13 protein-coding genes and 1 tRNA gene are annotated in these 14,550 nt (G+C 57.1%); 12 read left to right on the top strand and 2 right to left on the bottom strand.

The features are described from left to right. Window positions 1-21 precede the first annotated feature (21 nt). From ACTM82_RS06960 to ACTM82_RS06935, 6 genes are all read left to right on the top strand, one after another. On the top strand, window positions 22-831 hold the full coding sequence (locus ACTM82_RS06960) for a glycosyltransferase family 2 protein (protein ID WP_441055576.1): 810 nt from the start codon (window positions 22-24) through the stop codon (window positions 829-831). Continuing rightward, window positions 828-1,523 (top strand): glycosyltransferase family 2 protein, encoded by a 696-nt coding sequence (locus ACTM82_RS06955; RefSeq protein WP_441055578.1) that lies wholly within the window; start codon window positions 828-830, stop codon window positions 1,521-1,523. The genes ACTM82_RS06960 and ACTM82_RS06955 overlap by 4 nt, the downstream gene beginning before the upstream one ends. Before the next feature lie 5 nt (window positions 1,524-1,528). After that, the gene (locus ACTM82_RS06950; protein ID WP_441055580.1) at window positions 1,529-1,873 is read left to right on the top strand and encodes a DUF2304 domain-containing protein; all 345 of its coding nucleotides are present in this window, start codon (window positions 1,529-1,531) and stop codon (window positions 1,871-1,873) included. 23 nt (window positions 1,874-1,896) lie between these two features. Further along, complete coding sequence (locus tag ACTM82_RS06945; RefSeq protein ID WP_441088527.1) at window positions 1,897-3,390, top strand: DUF2142 domain-containing protein; 1,494 nt, start codon at window positions 1,897-1,899, stop codon at window positions 3,388-3,390. 8 nt (window positions 3,391-3,398) lie between these two features. Further along, window positions 3,399-5,702 (top strand): glycosyltransferase, encoded by a 2,304-nt coding sequence (locus ACTM82_RS06940; RefSeq protein WP_441055584.1) that lies wholly within the window; start codon window positions 3,399-3,401, stop codon window positions 5,700-5,702. Window positions 5,703-6,033: 331 nt separating this feature from the next. Beyond that, on the top strand, window positions 6,034-6,198 hold the full coding sequence (locus ACTM82_RS06935; RefSeq protein ID WP_441055586.1) for a transposase: 165 nt from the start codon (window positions 6,034-6,036) through the stop codon (window positions 6,196-6,198). 33 nt (window positions 6,199-6,231) lie between these two features. Here the strand turns inward: ACTM82_RS06935 and ACTM82_RS06930 are convergent, their stop codons facing one another. Further along, the gene (locus ACTM82_RS06930) at window positions 6,232-7,443 is read right to left on the bottom strand and encodes a hypothetical protein (protein ID WP_441055588.1); all 1,212 of its coding nucleotides are present in this window, start codon (window positions 7,441-7,443) and stop codon (window positions 6,232-6,234) included. 290 nt (window positions 7,444-7,733) lie between these two features. Here ACTM82_RS06930 and rfbA point away from each other — a divergent pair, with 290 nt between their 5' ends. The 3 genes from rfbA (at window position 7,734) to ACTM82_RS06915 (ending at window position 11,300) form a co-directional block, all read left to right on the top strand. Next, on the top strand, window positions 7,734-8,636 hold the full coding sequence (gene rfbA / locus ACTM82_RS06925) for a glucose-1-phosphate thymidylyltransferase RfbA (protein ID WP_441055589.1): 903 nt from the start codon (window positions 7,734-7,736) through the stop codon (window positions 8,634-8,636). A gap of 27 nt (window positions 8,637-8,663) precedes the next feature. Further along, window positions 8,664-9,683 carry a dTDP-glucose 4,6-dehydratase gene (rfbB, locus tag ACTM82_RS06920; protein ID WP_441055591.1) on the top strand — a complete coding sequence of 340 codons (1,020 nt, stop codon included), beginning with the start codon at window positions 8,664-8,666 and terminating at the stop codon, window positions 9,681-9,683. Window positions 9,684-9,845: 162 nt separating this feature from the next. Next, a complete protein-coding gene (locus tag ACTM82_RS06915; RefSeq protein ID WP_441055593.1) occupies window positions 9,846-11,300 on the top strand; it encodes a sugar nucleotide-binding protein in 1,455 nt (484 codons plus the stop codon). Window positions 11,301-11,402: 102 nt separating this feature from the next. Here ACTM82_RS06915 and ACTM82_RS06910 read toward each other — a convergent pair whose 3' ends face one another. Beyond that, window positions 11,403-12,374, bottom strand: a complete 972-nt coding sequence (locus tag ACTM82_RS06910) for a glycosyltransferase family 2 protein (protein WP_427794416.1) — start codon at window positions 12,372-12,374, stop codon at window positions 11,403-11,405. 160 nt (window positions 12,375-12,534) lie between these two features. Here ACTM82_RS06910 and ACTM82_RS06905 point away from each other — a divergent pair, with 160 nt between their 5' ends. From ACTM82_RS06905 to ACTM82_RS06895, 3 genes are all read left to right on the top strand, one after another. Then, the gene (locus tag ACTM82_RS06905) at window positions 12,535-13,380 is read left to right on the top strand and encodes an ABC transporter permease (protein WP_441055595.1); all 846 of its coding nucleotides are present in this window, start codon (window positions 12,535-12,537) and stop codon (window positions 13,378-13,380) included. A gap of 11 nt (window positions 13,381-13,391) precedes the next feature. Next, complete coding sequence (locus ACTM82_RS06900; protein WP_441055597.1) at window positions 13,392-14,159, top strand: ABC transporter ATP-binding protein; 768 nt, start codon at window positions 13,392-13,394, stop codon at window positions 14,157-14,159. Between the two features lie 52 nt (window positions 14,160-14,211). After that, window positions 14,212-14,288: transfer RNA gene (locus tag ACTM82_RS06895), tRNA-Arg, on the top strand. Window positions 14,289-14,550: the final 262 nt, after the last annotated feature.

The raw sequence follows: 14,550 nt of genomic DNA, 5'->3' as shown, positions 1-14,550 counted from the left end.
GAGTCGTTTTGGGGAGTAAATATGCGTTTTCAAACAACTGATCACTCATTTGCGCTCTGCGCATATAGGGAAAGTATGTTTCTAGAGGAATGTCTCAAGTCGCTTCTGCTCCAGACGGTAAAGACTCGCGTAATTATTGCCACGTCTACCCCTTGCGAGGAAACTCGTAGCCTTGCGGAGCGTTATTCTGTGCCACTTTATGTAAGGGATGGGGATCCTGGCATTGCTGACGATTGGAATTATGCAGCAAGTTGTGCGGGCACTCCCTTGGTTACGTTAGCTCACCAAGACGATACTTACGAGCCCGAGTATGCTGAAAGACTGCTGAAGGCAGCGAATGAGTCTGAGAGTCTCCTGCTCTATTTCACAAATTACGGGGAGCTTCGTAATGGAAAGAAGGTTGATGAAAGTCGACTTCTCAGTGTGAAGCGCCTGCTTCTTTCGCCCATTTCTGATGGAAGGTTTTCCGGGTCGCGTTTTTTACGCAGGCGCATTTTGTCCCTGGGCTCCTCAATATGCTGCCCGTCTGTCACCTTGAATATGAGTAGGCTCCCGCCTGCCCCATTCGAGAAAGCCTTCAAGTGTGATTTGGATTGGGATGCTTGGGAACGTTATTCAAATTTGAGAGGCGACTTTTATTATGATTCGAAGGTGCTCATGCATCATCGAATCCATGAGGGGTCTGAGACCACCGCTCTAATTAGGGACGACACCAGGACGATGGAAGACCTTTCCATGCTTTGCAGGTTTTGGCCTAAACCGATCGCGCGGACAATCAATCACTTCTATGGCAAAAGCCAAAGCAGTAACGATCTGAAGGAGGCCAGGTGAGCAAGGTTCTCGTAATAATTCCTGCATATAACGAGCAGGATGCCATTCTCACGACCGTCAACGCCGTCGTTGCCGCCGACTATGACTACGTCGTTGTCAATGACGGATCCAAGGACAACACCCTCGCGGTTTGTCGCGAAAATGGGTTAAATGTTCTGGACCTCGCTCAAAATCTAGGCATTGGCGGTGCCGTTCAGTGCGGGCATAAGTATGCCCAGCGCAACGGTTACGACATAGATATTCAGGTGGACGGTGATGGCCAGCATGATCCATCATATATCTCGAAACTCGTTGCCGAGATTGAGTCCGGTGCCGACCTGGCAATCGGGTCGCGTTTCTTGGAGGTCAATGGAGGTTTTCAGTCGACGTGGCTTCGCCGAGTGGGTATTACCTGGTTCGAGAAACTCTTGAAGGTACTTACGGGCGCCACGGTGACCGATGCTACGTCTGGTTTTCGCGCATGCGGTCGCAAGGCGATCGCCCTGTTTGCCGAGTCGTATCCGACTGACTATCCGGAGCCTGAGTCTATTGCGCTTTGTCTTAAGCGCGGTCTCAAGGTCAAGGACGTTCCTGTGGAGATGCGTGAGCGTCAAGGAGGAAAATCCTCCATTGGAGGCCTATCTAGCATCTACTACATGATAAAGGTGACTATGGCGATCCTAATCGTTTCCCTTACCGGTCACGAGGGGTGATTGAAATGACGTTTGTTACCCAGGTCCTTGCCGCTATTTTTGCAGTTGTGTTCTTCGTCTACGTGATTCGTCTCGTATCCAAGGGCCAGTTGTCCTTACGCTATTCCTTTTTCTGGCTGTCCTTGTCGGTGGGGATCCTCATTGCAGCGATTTTCCCCGGTTTCATTGGTGCAATTGGCGAGTTGTTCGGCTTCGTGCTGACCACTAACTTCGTCTATTTCCTCGGATTGTTTCTGCTGCTCGCTTTTTCGTTGATGCTGAGTGTTGTTGTGACCAAGCAGGCGGCCTGTATTAAGAACTTAACGCAGAGGTTGGCCATTGTGGAAAAGGAAGTTCAAGATCGTTGCTGATTGCATTAGGCGAGTTGGTTTAATTGGAATTTGGGGTGAGTGTGGATTTGAACAATAGCCATGCGTTCAGGCAGATGGTCCTCTATATACTTGCATCTTTGGCTCTGGTCGTGTCCGAGTTTGCCCTGACACTCCGGTTTGCGGCCGGCCTCGCGAGCTCGACCGCTTTCGTCTGCTTGTTCGTCCTGCTGGCGGCTATCCTACTCGGGCTCTTTATCGTCATGTTCCGTCGGGTTGGCAAGCGGCGCGAAGCGGTTTTTGCACTCGTCGCAATTCCCGCTGTTACCGCCTTTGCGCTGTTCTTGTTGCCCGCGCATGCGCCCGATGAGGCTGCGCATATCGCGCAGACGGTTAACCTATTTGCGCGCGGAACATCTGGACATCTCGTGCCCAAGGCATTCTCCCTAACGAGCGCCGATTATCCCGGTACTTACGCTGCTGCATATGCTGCCGTGCACAGCCCCTCCGCTTGGGATGACGTGTATCTCTGCACGCGTAATCTGTCGAGTTATCTGCCCCATCTCTACCTTGTCCCGTATATCGTCATGGGGCTTGGTCAGCTGCTCAGCGCACCGGAGTATGTAACCCTATTGGCTGCTCGCGTTGTGAATGGCTTGATGTTTGCCGGCATCGGTTACTGGGTTGTCCGTACGCTTCCTTTCGGCAAGACTCCCGCCATCGTTTACCTGCTCAACCCCATCTTGCTTCAGCAAGCCTCCTCTCTTTCGGCCGACTCCCTGGTTATCGGCATTAATCTCGCTTTCTTAGCGTATTTCCTGAGATGCCTGAAATCGGGGTGCGAAAACAGGCAGCAGGTTTTCCTGCTCGGGGGCCTTACGCTTCTATCGATGCTCTCCAAATTCGCTTACGCCCCGCTTGTCCTGTTGTTTATATTGTTTCTGCGGCATAGGGTTTCGGGTAAGCGACTATATGTGCTGTACACTGGTATAGCGGGGGCGTGCATGGTGGCTGCAGTCTTCCTTATCACGTTTTATCACGGCTCTTTTATGCCCGAAGCGTTCGAGTTACTACGCACGCCGTTCGAGTTTGTCAAGATCTTCGTCAAATCCGTCTGGGTGATGGGCACGTTTTGGTTCGAGTCGTACGCTGGCTTCAACCTAGGAGCGCTCAACATCAATCCTTGGCGCATTGCCTGTTACCTCTATATGTTCGTGCAGGTCGCGGTGCTGTTCTATAACGACGATGCCGAAGAGCCATTCCTGGTCTTTTCGGACAAGCTGGTGATCGTCACCATCTCCCTCGTTGAGTTCACCCTCATTATGCTCACGATGCGTGGGTGGACCCTCACGGCGGATAACCGTTCCGACATTATTATGGGTGTACAAGGTCGCTATTATCTCCCCTTTGCGCTGCTGCCGATGCTCTGTCTGGTGAAACCAGCACACCCCTTATCGAAGGGTAGAGTGCTTTCGGTTGCTTCTGCTTGTATGGTCGTGGTGCTCGGCATTGACATTATGTGCGTTATAATGGCCTTTCTTCCGTATTCAGTCGCTTAGGAGCTGCCATGTCGCGCTTGTCTAACCTCATTGAGGGGTTATCCTATACAATTACCGAAGAGGGCTTAGTCAATGTCCTGCCGAAAGCCCGAAGGATTGTTGGTGGCAAGGTTCGGGAGCGACTCACCTGTTTGGATGCCACTCGTGAGAAACATGACAATTCCTATGTCGATGTCATGTTCATCAACGGATGTCACCCAAGCGTGCCCCATCCCATACGATACCGTGTCGAGCATCAAGCCGAGCAGCTCCGCGCTGCGGGAATGTCTGTCACAATCGTCGATGCATGGAACCTCAAGCGCGACCATCTTCGTCATGCGCGCACCTTTATTATCTTCCGGTGCCCGATTACCGATGAGATCGAGAGCTTCATTCGGGAGGCGCGGAAGCTTAACAAGCGCGTTATCTACGATATTGATGACCTGGTCATTGATACTGCGTATACCAATCAGATTCCGTATGTTAAGGCAATGTCCGCAGATGAGAAGGTTGGCTACGACGATGGTGTCGACCGTATGGGTGCTACGCTCCGTCTCTGCGACTGTGCCATAACCACCACGGAGGCCTTGGCGACGGAGCTCAAGAAGTTCGTTCCGCGCGTGTACATCAACCGCAACACCGCTTCGGAGCTCATGCTTTCGTACTCAGAAATTGCTCTTCGTCGCCGGGATGTGCTTCCCGGTCTGAAGCCCGATGCCGTTGCGCGCTCAGAGCGCAAGGCTTATCGCCGCGCGCTCGCGCGCCGTGTGGCGGTTGAAGCTACTGGGGAGGTGAGAATCGGGTTCTTCAGCGGTAGTATCACGCACAATGCCGACTTCGAGATGGTTCTCCCTGCCATCGTCAGGCTTATGGATAACTACCCCCAGGTGACTCTACTCTTGTTCGGCGAGCTTGATCCCGCGGGCGAGCTTGCCCGCTTCGGAGAGCGCATCGTAGTCAGGCCCTTCTGCGAGTGGCGTCGGCTCCCCAACTACATTGCGTCTTGCGACATCAACATCGCCCCGCTTGAGGATACCCTTTTCAACCGTGCAAAATCCGAGAATAAGTGGGTCGAGGCCGCTTTGGTCAAGGTGCCGACTGTTGCCAGCAGGGTCGGTGCATTCGAGGAGATGATCGAGGACGGCGTTACCGGCATCCTCTGTAAGAGCGTTGATGAATGGTACGATGCGCTCGAGCGTCTCGTTCTCTCCAAGGATGAGCGCTTCTGCATTGCGGAAGCCGCGTACAAGCATTGTAAGAGCGCATGCACCACTGTCGGTAACGCGGCCAATATTGCAGACATCATACGCCGGGAGCAGACCGAGAACGTAGTCTTCGTTATGCCGTCGCTCAAAACGAGCGGTGGTGTTCTTGTCATCATTCGCCATGCTGCAATGCTGCAGGACGCCGGCTACGATGTAATGTTCGCGAATACGGACGATGAGTATGAGTGGCTTGATCGCCTGGGTCATACCTTCCCTGTCCTCAACAGAGTTGTGCCATCTGGGATGATTGAGAAATGCCCCTTCCTTGCATCAATTGATGTTGGCGTTGCGACGCTTTGGGACACCTTAGACTTCTTAAAACGCTACCCGAGGATTCGCCGGCGCCTCTACCTTGTCCAGAACCATGAGACGGGCTTTCTGCCCGTAGGCAATCCGCTCCGTTCCGTCGCGAACTCCACCTATTTGGAGCCGTATGGTGTCGAATACCTTACCATCTCCGAGTGGTGCCGCCATTGGCTCAAGAATGCTTACGGGCAAGATTGCCGCTTCGCGCCGAATGGTATCGATGCCGCAGCTTTCCCGGTGATTGAGCGTGATTTCTCCTCTAGTAAAATTCGTATCCTTATCGAAGGGGATTGCAACTCCGAATATAAGAACGTCGATGAGAGTTTTCGCATCGTTGATAAACTCGATAAGAGTCGGTTCGAGATTTGGTATATGAATTACACGGGGGCAACGAAGCCTTTCTACCATATCGACAAGAACGTGGGCGCCGTGCCGCACGACCAGGTTGCCGATGTTTACCGCGCCTGTCATATTCTGCTTAAGACGAGTATCCTTGAGAGCTTCTCGTACCCTCCGCTCGAGATGATGGCGACGGGTGGTTTTGTGATTGCCTGTCCGAATGGCGGCAATGAAGAATACCTGGTGGACGCTGTCAACTGCCTGCTCTATCCTCAAGGCGACATCGATGCAGCCGCTATGGCAATTGAGCGCATTGTTTCCGATGCTGGGCTGCGCGCCGCCCTCGCCGAGGGCGGCAGAAAGACTGTAGCTGCGCGCGACTGGTCGGCGCTTGTCGAATCCGTTGTTGGCTTGTACCGCTGATGGTACCGTTGTATCGATCGCGTGCCGAATGTTGGTGTAACGGACCGCTTCCCGAGCTGTAGGAAGCAGGAAGCGGCCATCGCCCAGAATCTTCATTGCTGAAGTTATGATTCGTAGAAAGGCGATAACAGCATATGGACACAATACGCGATATGACGGCAGATGCGGTCCTGAGCCGCGATTCGACGACGGCATGGTCAACATGACCGAGAGCTAATCAGGGTGATGGTCGAGTCGCTCGTCAACGAAATCGTGGGCGCCTAGGCCGACGAGTCCTGCAAGGCCGTCAACTGGAGGAACGGCTACCGCGAGTGCGAGACCGGTCACCAGCGTGGGCGTTATCAACCTCGGGATACCGAAGCTGCGCGCGGGGAGCTACTTCTCGGAGTATCCGATTGAGCGCCGTTCGCGTGTCGACCGCGCCGTGGTCGCCACGGTCTCGGAGATGGTCACCGACGGCGTCTCCACCAGGGCGTCGCCCAGTCCATGGTCATAGACCGCATGAGCGCGAGTCGATCGCCTGCGGAGTCTAGGGCTTGCTTCTGCGAAGGATGCGGCGTGCGCACTCTAGGAGTCTCCAGCCTTTGCTGTTGAGAACCGCGCTGAGTTCGTTTTCCAAGCGTTGGTGCTCCTTTACGAGGGCGAGGTACTTCGACATTTCGTTCTGGTAGAGGTTCCCCAATTCAAGTGACTTCTCATACCAGCGCTGGATATCTGCCTTGTAAAAGGAGGTTTCCTCGACATAGGTTCGCGCGATGAAGTCTAGTGTAGGCCACCGCCTGTGGAGCTCGTCATAATCCATGGGGGGGAGTTCTGCGATGTGTTCAAGGAACTGCTCGAGAAGGGCATCGCGATGGAAATGGGTCTCGGCGTATTTCTTGAGTGCGGGAGAGCTTGAAGCCGCAGTCTCGTATCCGTCGATGATGGCGGTTGGCAGATTACTCGGGTCGAGAGGAGGGGTGGGCAAATCCTTTGGGGCGAAGTTGCATTTGAAGGTGTAGTCGATATTTGCTGCGGTAACATAGCCCCATGCGACATTCTCATCGTACAGAAACACGGGGATGCCCAGGGCGAGCGCGTTGAATGCCGTCTTCCCGATGGTGACGATCAAGTCGTACCGGGCGAGCAGCTCAGGGGTAATTGGGGTATAGGTGTGGTGCATTCCGAAGATGTCTGCAGAAATACCCAGCCTGGCGAGCTGACTGGGGAGTCGGTCGATTTCCGATGGTGTATGGTTCGATACGATTGCAACGTTTCTCAGCGATGCTGTCGGTTGCCTGACATACTCAAAGTATTCGCTCCCCGCCGAATTTGGATATAAGTATGATTGTGATGTATCGAACCCCAGCTCGGAGAGCTTGGTGCGTGCCAGTTCGCTTACGACTCCGGTTAGGGTAAGGTCGCGGTAGTACACGGGAGGTGCATCGATGGGCATCTTGTACCCCACGGCCTCGTAGTAAACATGGGTCGCTTCAATACGCTGCGTGAACAGGATGTAGTCAAGGAGTGGCCTTTGGCGGGCGATGATGAGATCTAAGTTCCGCGGGGCGCTGGAGATGGAATCGACATCGTAGATAGTGATCTCGGGAGGGAATATATCCTTCAGGGGAGAGGCTGCTTCAAGCGTGAAGACCGATGCTCTCCAGCCGCGCTGGAGGAAGGAGGTCGCCTGCTCTAACGTCGCGATTTCTGTCCCTGCGAGGTTCTTCATCGTAGCTGAGGTAAAGAGAACGCTTGGCATGTTGTCCCTTTCGCATGGCGATTTGAGCCGCCGGTCGAATCGGTGTTCAGTGTGCCTATTATAGCGACTTAGGTTCAGCGGCGAAGTGCGGCGGAGTCTCGAGTTGAGCTCCTGGTGGACGTTGGGCTTTATACGGTCTCGTGCCATCCATGAAGCTGCATCTTTTATGGGTGCTATGTTCAAGGTTGTACGGCGCTGCCTCGTCCTTCTTTTGTGCAACTCCGCGGTTTAGGTCCACCCTCGCGTATACTAGTTTTAACTGTGAACGCCCAACTCTGGAGGTCCAACCTATGAAGGGCATCATCCTCGCCGGGGGGTCCGGCACGCGCTTGTACCCGCTCACGCTCGTCACCAGCAAGCAGCTGCTGCCGGTCTACGACAAGCCCATGATCTACTACCCGCTGTCCACCCTCATGCTGGCGGGCATCCGGGACATCCTGGTCATCTCCACCCCTGCCGACCTGCCCAACTTCCAGCGTCTGCTGGGCGACGGCTCCCGCTTCGGCGTGAACCTCTCCTACGCCGAGCAGCCCTCTCCGGACGGCCTGGCGCAGGCCTTCATCATCGGCGAGGAGTTCATCGCCGGCGAGCCCTGCGCGCTCGTTCTGGGCGACAACATCTTCTACGGCAACGGCCTGTCGCGCCACCTCAAGCGCGCCGTCGAGGCCGCCGAGCGCGAGGGCGGCGCCACCGTCTTCGGCTACCACGTGGACGACCCCGAGCGCTTCGGCGTCGTGGAGTTCGATAAGGATTTCAACGCCGTCTCCATCGAGGAGAAGCCCGCCCACCCCAAGAGCTCCTACGCCGTCACGGGCCTGTACTTCTACGACGGCCGCGTGACCGAGATGGCCAAGAAGGTGGAGCCGAGTGCCCGCGGCGAGCTGGAGATCACCACCCTCAACCAGATGTACCTGGACGACGGGTCACTCTCCGTGGTGACCCTCGGCCGCGGCTACGCCTGGCTGGACACCGGCACCATGGAGTCCCTCTACGAGGCCTCCGAGTTCGTGCGCTCGGTGGAGCGCGCCCAGGACCTGCCCGTGTCCGTGCCCGAGGAGATCGCCTGGGAGAACGGCTGGATCGACACGCCCGCCCTCGAGGCGGCCGCCGAGGCCTACGGCAAGTCCGTCTACGGCGGGCACCTGAAGCAGGTCGCCGCCGGCGCCATCAACTCCAGGAACATCGACTACTAGGAACACCAGGAATAGGGGAGTACCACCTTGTCCGAGAACTTCGAACCCAAGAACATCATCGTCACCGGCGGCTGCGGCTTCATCGGGTCCAACTTCGTGCACTACGTGGTGAACAACCACCCGGAGGTCCACGTCACGGTGCTCGACAAGCTGACCTACGCCGGCAACCGCGAGAACATCGCGGGCCTGCCCGCCGACCGCGTTGAGCTCGTGGTGGGCGATATCTGCGACAGCGCCCTGCTCGACGAGCTCGTGCCCGGCCACGACGCGATCGTGCACTACGCGGCCGAGAGCCACAACGACAACTCCATCGACGACCCCACGCCGTTCCTGCGCACCAACGTGGAGGGCACGTTCGCCCTGCTGCAGGCCGCGCGCAAGTTCGGCGTGCGCTACCACCACGTCTCCACCGACGAGGTCTACGGCGACCTCGCGCTGGACGACCCGGCGCGCTTCACCGAGGAGACCCCGTACCGCCCCAGCTCCCCCTACAGCTCCACCAAGGCGGCCTCCGACCACCTGGTGCGCGCCTGGCACCGCACCTTCGGCGTGAGGGCCACCATCTCCAACTGCTCCAACAACTACGGTCCCTACCAGCACGTGGAGAAGTTCATCCCGCGCCAGATCACCAACATCCTGGACGGCGCGCGCCCCAAGCTCTACGGCGACGGCCGCAACGTGCGCGACTGGATCCACACCGATGACCACTCGAGCGCCGTGTGGACCATCCTCACAAAGGGCGAGATGGGGGAGACCTACCTCATCGGAGCCGACGGCGAGAAGTCCAACATCGACGTGCTGCGCGCGATACTTACGCGCATGGGCAAGGCTGAGGACGATTTCGACTGGGTGCGCGACCGACCCGGCCACGACCGCCGCTACGCCATCGACTCCACCAAGCTCCGCCGCGAGCTGGGCTGGGAGCCCAGGCATACGGACTTCTCCGAGGGCCTGGACCAGACCATCGCCTGGTACACCGAGAACCGCGCCTGGTGGGAGCCCGTCAAGGCCGCTACCGAGGCCCGCTACAAGGCCCAGGGGCAGTAAGTTACCACTAATCGAGGGCGCCGTCGCGAACTGATCGCGACGGCGCCCGTGCACGCGAGACGTCTTCTCGGCCCGTGCGCGGCGCGCTTCCTTACGGACATGGGGATGATCCCGGGGGAGCGCGCCGCGCACGGGCCGGGACTTTGGAAAGGAACGGACCTCATGGCAGAATTCGACTTCGAGAAGCAGCTCACCGTCACGGAGACCGGCATCCCCGGGCTCAAGGTGGTGGAGCTCTCCGTCCACGGAGACAACCGCGGCTGGTTCAAGGAGAACTGGCAGCGCGCCAAGATGACCGCTCTGGGCATCCCGGACCTCAGGGTCGTCCAGAACAATATCTCCTACAACGACAGCCGCGGCGTCACCCGCGGCATCCACGCCGAGCCCTGGGACAAGTTCATCTCCGTCGCCCGCGGCTCGGTCTTCGGCGCCTGGGTGGACCTTCGTGAGGGCAGCGCCACCTACGGGAAGGTGTTCACCTGCACCCTGGACCCGAGCAGGGCCATCTACGTCCCGCGCGGCGTGGGCAACTCCTTCCAGGCGCTGGAGGACGGCACCGCCTACACCTACCTGGTGGACGCCCACTGGTCGCTGGAGCTCAAGAAGACCTACACCTTCGTGAACCTCGCCGACCCCGAGCTCGACATCCAGTGGCCGATTCCGCTGGACCAGGCCACCGTCTCCGAGGCGGACCTCAACCACCCGTACCTCAAGGACGTCGTCCCCATGGCGCCCAAGCGCACCCTCGTCACCGGCTGCAACGGCCAGCTGGGCCGTGCGGTCCGCGCGCTGGCCGAGGAGCGCGGCGTCGCCAGGGACTTCGACTTCTGCGACATCGACACCTTCGACATGTCCGACCCGGACGCCTACGCGCAGTACGACTGGTCGCTCTACGGCACCGTGATCAACTGCGGCGCCTACACGGCGGTCGACAGGGCCGAGACTCCCGAGGGCCGCGTGACCGCCTGGAAGGCGAACGCGACGGGGCCGGCGCTGCTCGCCCGCACCTGCGCCGGGCACGGGGTCACGCTCGTCCACGTCTCCTCCGACTACGTCTTCGACGGCACGGCCGAGGTCCATACCGAGGGGGAGCCCCTCAGTCCGCTGTCCGTCTACGGCCAGACCAAGGCCGCCGGCGACATCGCCGTGGCGGGGTGCCCGCGCCACTACATCATGCGCAGCTCCTGGGTCATCGGCGAGGGCCACAACTTCGTCAAGACCATGAAGGGCCTCTCCGACCGCGTCGCCGACCCCGAGGACGGGCTCACGCAGGTCACGGTCGTGGACGACCAGCTGGGACGCCTGACCTTCACGCGCGACATGGCCGAGGCCATCTTCCACGTGCTGGGCTCGCACGCCCCCTACGGCACCTATAACTGCACCGGCTCCGGCGCCGTCAAGTCCTGGGCCGACATCGCCCGCGCCGTCTTCGAGGCCGCCAACGGCAACGGCGACAGGGTCGTGCCGGTTTCGACCGACGACTACTACGCCGGCGCCGAGGGCCCCGTCGCACCGCGCCCGGTCCACTCCGCGCTCGACCTGTCCAAGCTCGAGTCGGTCGGCTTCCGTATGCCCGACTGGGAGGAGGAGCTGGGGGAGTACCTCAAGACGCTCTAGTCTCTATTTAATCTGCGAGAGCAAAAGCCGCCGCTTGTTAACGGCGGCTTTTCTTGTTGGTGGCTATCTGCGCAGTGGTGCCAATAGTATTCTGCGGAAGATCTACCTCTCGCTTGGCGTGGTTGCGGACCTGCCGGGCTGGTCGTCGTAGGCGTATTTGCTGTACACGTTGACCTCCCACTGCTTTTTTTCGACCTTTGCTACAGAATCCAGGATGAATCCGGTCGCAAGGCTCAGGCCGCACAGGAACATAAACGAGGCGGCGAGTATGGCGGTGGGGAAGCGCGGGACCAGGCCGGTCTGAAAGTACTCAACAATGATAGGAATGCCCAAAGCCAGGCCGATAATCGCGAATAGAAGCGCAACCAGGCTAAAGAACTTCAGCGGGCGGTAGTCCTTGAACAGCGTGCCGATCATCGCAACGACTTTAATGCCGTCGCTCACGGTATTGAGCTTGGACTCGGAACCCTCGGGACGATCGCGGTACTCGATGGGCACATCTTTGATGCGCCAGCGGTGGTCGACGGCGTGGATCGAGAGTTCGGTTTCGATTTGGAAGCCCTCGGAAAGCACAGGGAAGGTTTTAACGAACGGGCGGCTCATTGCGCGATAGCCCGTCATGACGTCATCGAAGCTGTAACCATAGATCCACTTGATCATGGCGCGAACTAGGTTGTTGCCAAAACCATGGAAGGCGCGCTTGTTTTCCTCGGCATAGGTGCCGTTGGAAAGGCGGTCGCCTACGGTCATGTCGGCCGTGCCGTTAAGGATGGGCTCGCAGAGGGCCTTAGCCGCCTCGGCGGGGTAGGTGTCGTCCCCGTCGACCATCAGGTAACAATCGGCATCGATATCGCGAAACATCTGACGGCACACGTTGCCCTTTCCCTGACGGGGCTCAAAGCGGACCGTGGCGCCGTGCTCGGTGGCGATGCGTGAGGTATCGTCCGACGAGTTGTTGTCATAAACATAGACCGTCGCCTGCGGAAGCTCGCGGTGAAAGTCGTCGATGACCTTACCGATCGTGAGCGCTTCGTTGTAGCAAGGGATGATGACGGCGATGGATTCAGAATTCACTCAATGCTCCTTATACATTCAATCCTAGAAAGTATAGCCTTTTGCGTCTGACATCCTTAGATGTGGGTTAGTTCTCCAGTTTTGCTGCGCGAATCTTTTGCATGGCCGTCGGGTCTATACTGTTCATTTGTCAACGATTACGAGTAAGGGAGTTGCATCCGTGTCGGATCAGACAAAGCAACAAGAAACTCGCAGTCTGCCTGCGACGTTTGCTAAGAATGAATTTGAGAAGGATGCGTTTATCCTTCGTCAGCTGGTTACCAAGGATTTTAAGATCAAGTATCGCCGTAGCGTTCTGGGCGTCGCATGGTCGGTGCTCAACCCGTTGCTGATGATGATCGTCATGGCCATCGTGTTCTCGACGATTTTTGCCCAGGGCCGCAATGGTTCGATTACGCCCGAGATGTACCCGCTGTATTTGATTGTGGGTAACGTTACCTTTGCCGTGATGTCCGAGTCCACGAATCAGGCGCTGACGTCCATTGTAGGTGCGGCTCCGCTGCTCAAGAAGGTTAAAGTGCACCGTTGGGTTTTTCCGGTGCAGAAGGTACTTTTCTCACTCGTGAACTTTGGCTTCTCGCTGGTCGCCGTAGCTATTGTTATGCTGTGGTTCCGTGTTATGCCTTCTTGGCACCTTATTCTGTTGCCGGTTTGCCTGCTGCTGCTTATGTGCTTCTGCATGGGTCTGGGCATGATGCTCTCAGCCCTTACGGTCTTTTTCCGCGATGTTATGCATCTGTGGAGCGTCGTCATCACGGCATGGACCTACATTACGCCCATCTTCTGGACTACCGACTTTATCGTTCAGATGCCTTATCTTGTTCGTATTTTGGTTTACGCGAACCCCATGTACAACTATCTGCAGTTTATGCGTGATATCTTCCTGTTCCAGACTACGCCCTCGCTTATGACGTTTGGTATGTGCGTCGCATGGGCGGTCCTTGCGCTTGTTATTGGCTACACCGTGTTCCATAAGTCCGAGCGCAAATTTATCCTCTACATCTAAGGAGTGCTGTGATGACTGAATCTGTTGTTGATTACAGCGAGCAGCCTCTGGCTGTCGAGGTCGACGACGTCACCATGATCTTTAACATGGCGTCCGAGTCGCTGACCAACCTCAAGGAGTACTTCATTAAGCTTGCCAAGCACGAGTTGTTTTTTGAGGAGTTTCGGGCGCTTAAGCATATCTCGTTTGATATTCACCGTGGCGAGGTTGTGGGTCTGGTCGGCACCAACGGCTCCGGCAAATCCACGATGCTCAAGATTATCGCCGGCGTGCTCGAGCCCAGTGAGGGCAGCGTTAAGGTACACGGCAATATTGCACCGTTGATTGAGCTTGGTGCCGGCTTTGATCCTGAGTTGACGGCCCGCGAGAACATCTATCTGAACGGCGCCTTGCTCGGCTATACCAAGGAATTCATCGATGCTAATTTTGATGGCATTATCGAGTTTGCCGAGTTGCAGAACTTTGTTGATATGCCGCTTAAGAACTTCTCCTCGGGCATGGTGGCGCGTATCGCCTTTGCAATCGCGACGATCACCGAGCCCGATATCCTGATCGTTGACGAGACGCTGTCCGTCGGTGATGTGTTCTTCCAGCAGAAGTGCGAGAACCGCATTCAGCACTTTATCCAGAGCGGCGACGTGACAGTTCTGTTCGTTTCGCACTCCATGGAGCAGGTTGAGCGCATCTGCCAGCGTGCCGTTTGGATTGAGAAGGGTGACCTTCGCATGGACGGCCCGGTTGATGAGGTCTGCAAGGCGTACCGCGAGCAGTTCAACTAGGTTATAATTACAGCCGCTTGGCTGATTTATTTGGTTGAGCGTGCGGTTATTTGCTCCATTAGCTCAGTTGGATAGAGCAGGGGACTTCTAATCCCAAGGTCGACGGTTCGAATCCGCCATGGAGCACCATCGTTTATTGAGCCCGGACCGCTTGTGGTCTGGGCTTTTTTCACATGCCGGTGTTCTTTATTCTTGCCGGGTATACGTTTAGGCCGAAGCCGTGGTGCGAGCGTTCTGCGGCAGGCCAGTCTTGCCATCTTTACAATCCATGCGGTTGATTGGTAGTGTCGAGAAAGTTGGTGTAGTGCCCGATCCGAAGCGAGTCGGCCCGGCGTCCCAGAATCTGGAATACGGTTGATATCCTATGCCGCCTCGACCCTGTCCGCAAGCT

It is taken from the genome of Collinsella sp. HCP3S3_E5 (assembly GCF_052067635.1).
Lineage (GTDB): Bacteria > Actinomycetota > Coriobacteriia > Coriobacteriales > Coriobacteriaceae > Collinsella.
Note: the sequence above shows the minus strand (reverse complement) of the source record. Positions and strands in the feature narration are given on the sequence as shown.

Coding starts and splice junctions, on each gene's coding strand:
- ACTM82_RS06915 (WP_441055593.1), top strand. CDS start 9,846: ATGGCAGAATTCGACTTCGAGAAGCAGCTCACCGTCACGGAGACCGGC.
- ACTM82_RS06930 (WP_441055588.1), bottom strand. CDS start 7,443: ATGCCAAGCGTTCTCTTTACCTCAGCTACGATGAAGAACCTCGCAGGG.
- ACTM82_RS06960 (WP_441055576.1), top strand. CDS start 22: ATGCGTTTTCAAACAACTGATCACTCATTTGCGCTCTGCGCATATAGG.
- rfbA (WP_441055589.1), top strand. CDS start 7,734: ATGAAGGGCATCATCCTCGCCGGGGGGTCCGGCACGCGCTTGTACCCG.
- ACTM82_RS06950 (WP_441055580.1), top strand. CDS start 1,529: ATGACGTTTGTTACCCAGGTCCTTGCCGCTATTTTTGCAGTTGTGTTC.
- ACTM82_RS06940 (WP_441055584.1), top strand. CDS start 3,399: ATGTCGCGCTTGTCTAACCTCATTGAGGGGTTATCCTATACAATTACC.
- ACTM82_RS06900 (WP_441055597.1), top strand. CDS start 13,392: ATGACTGAATCTGTTGTTGATTACAGCGAGCAGCCTCTGGCTGTCGAG.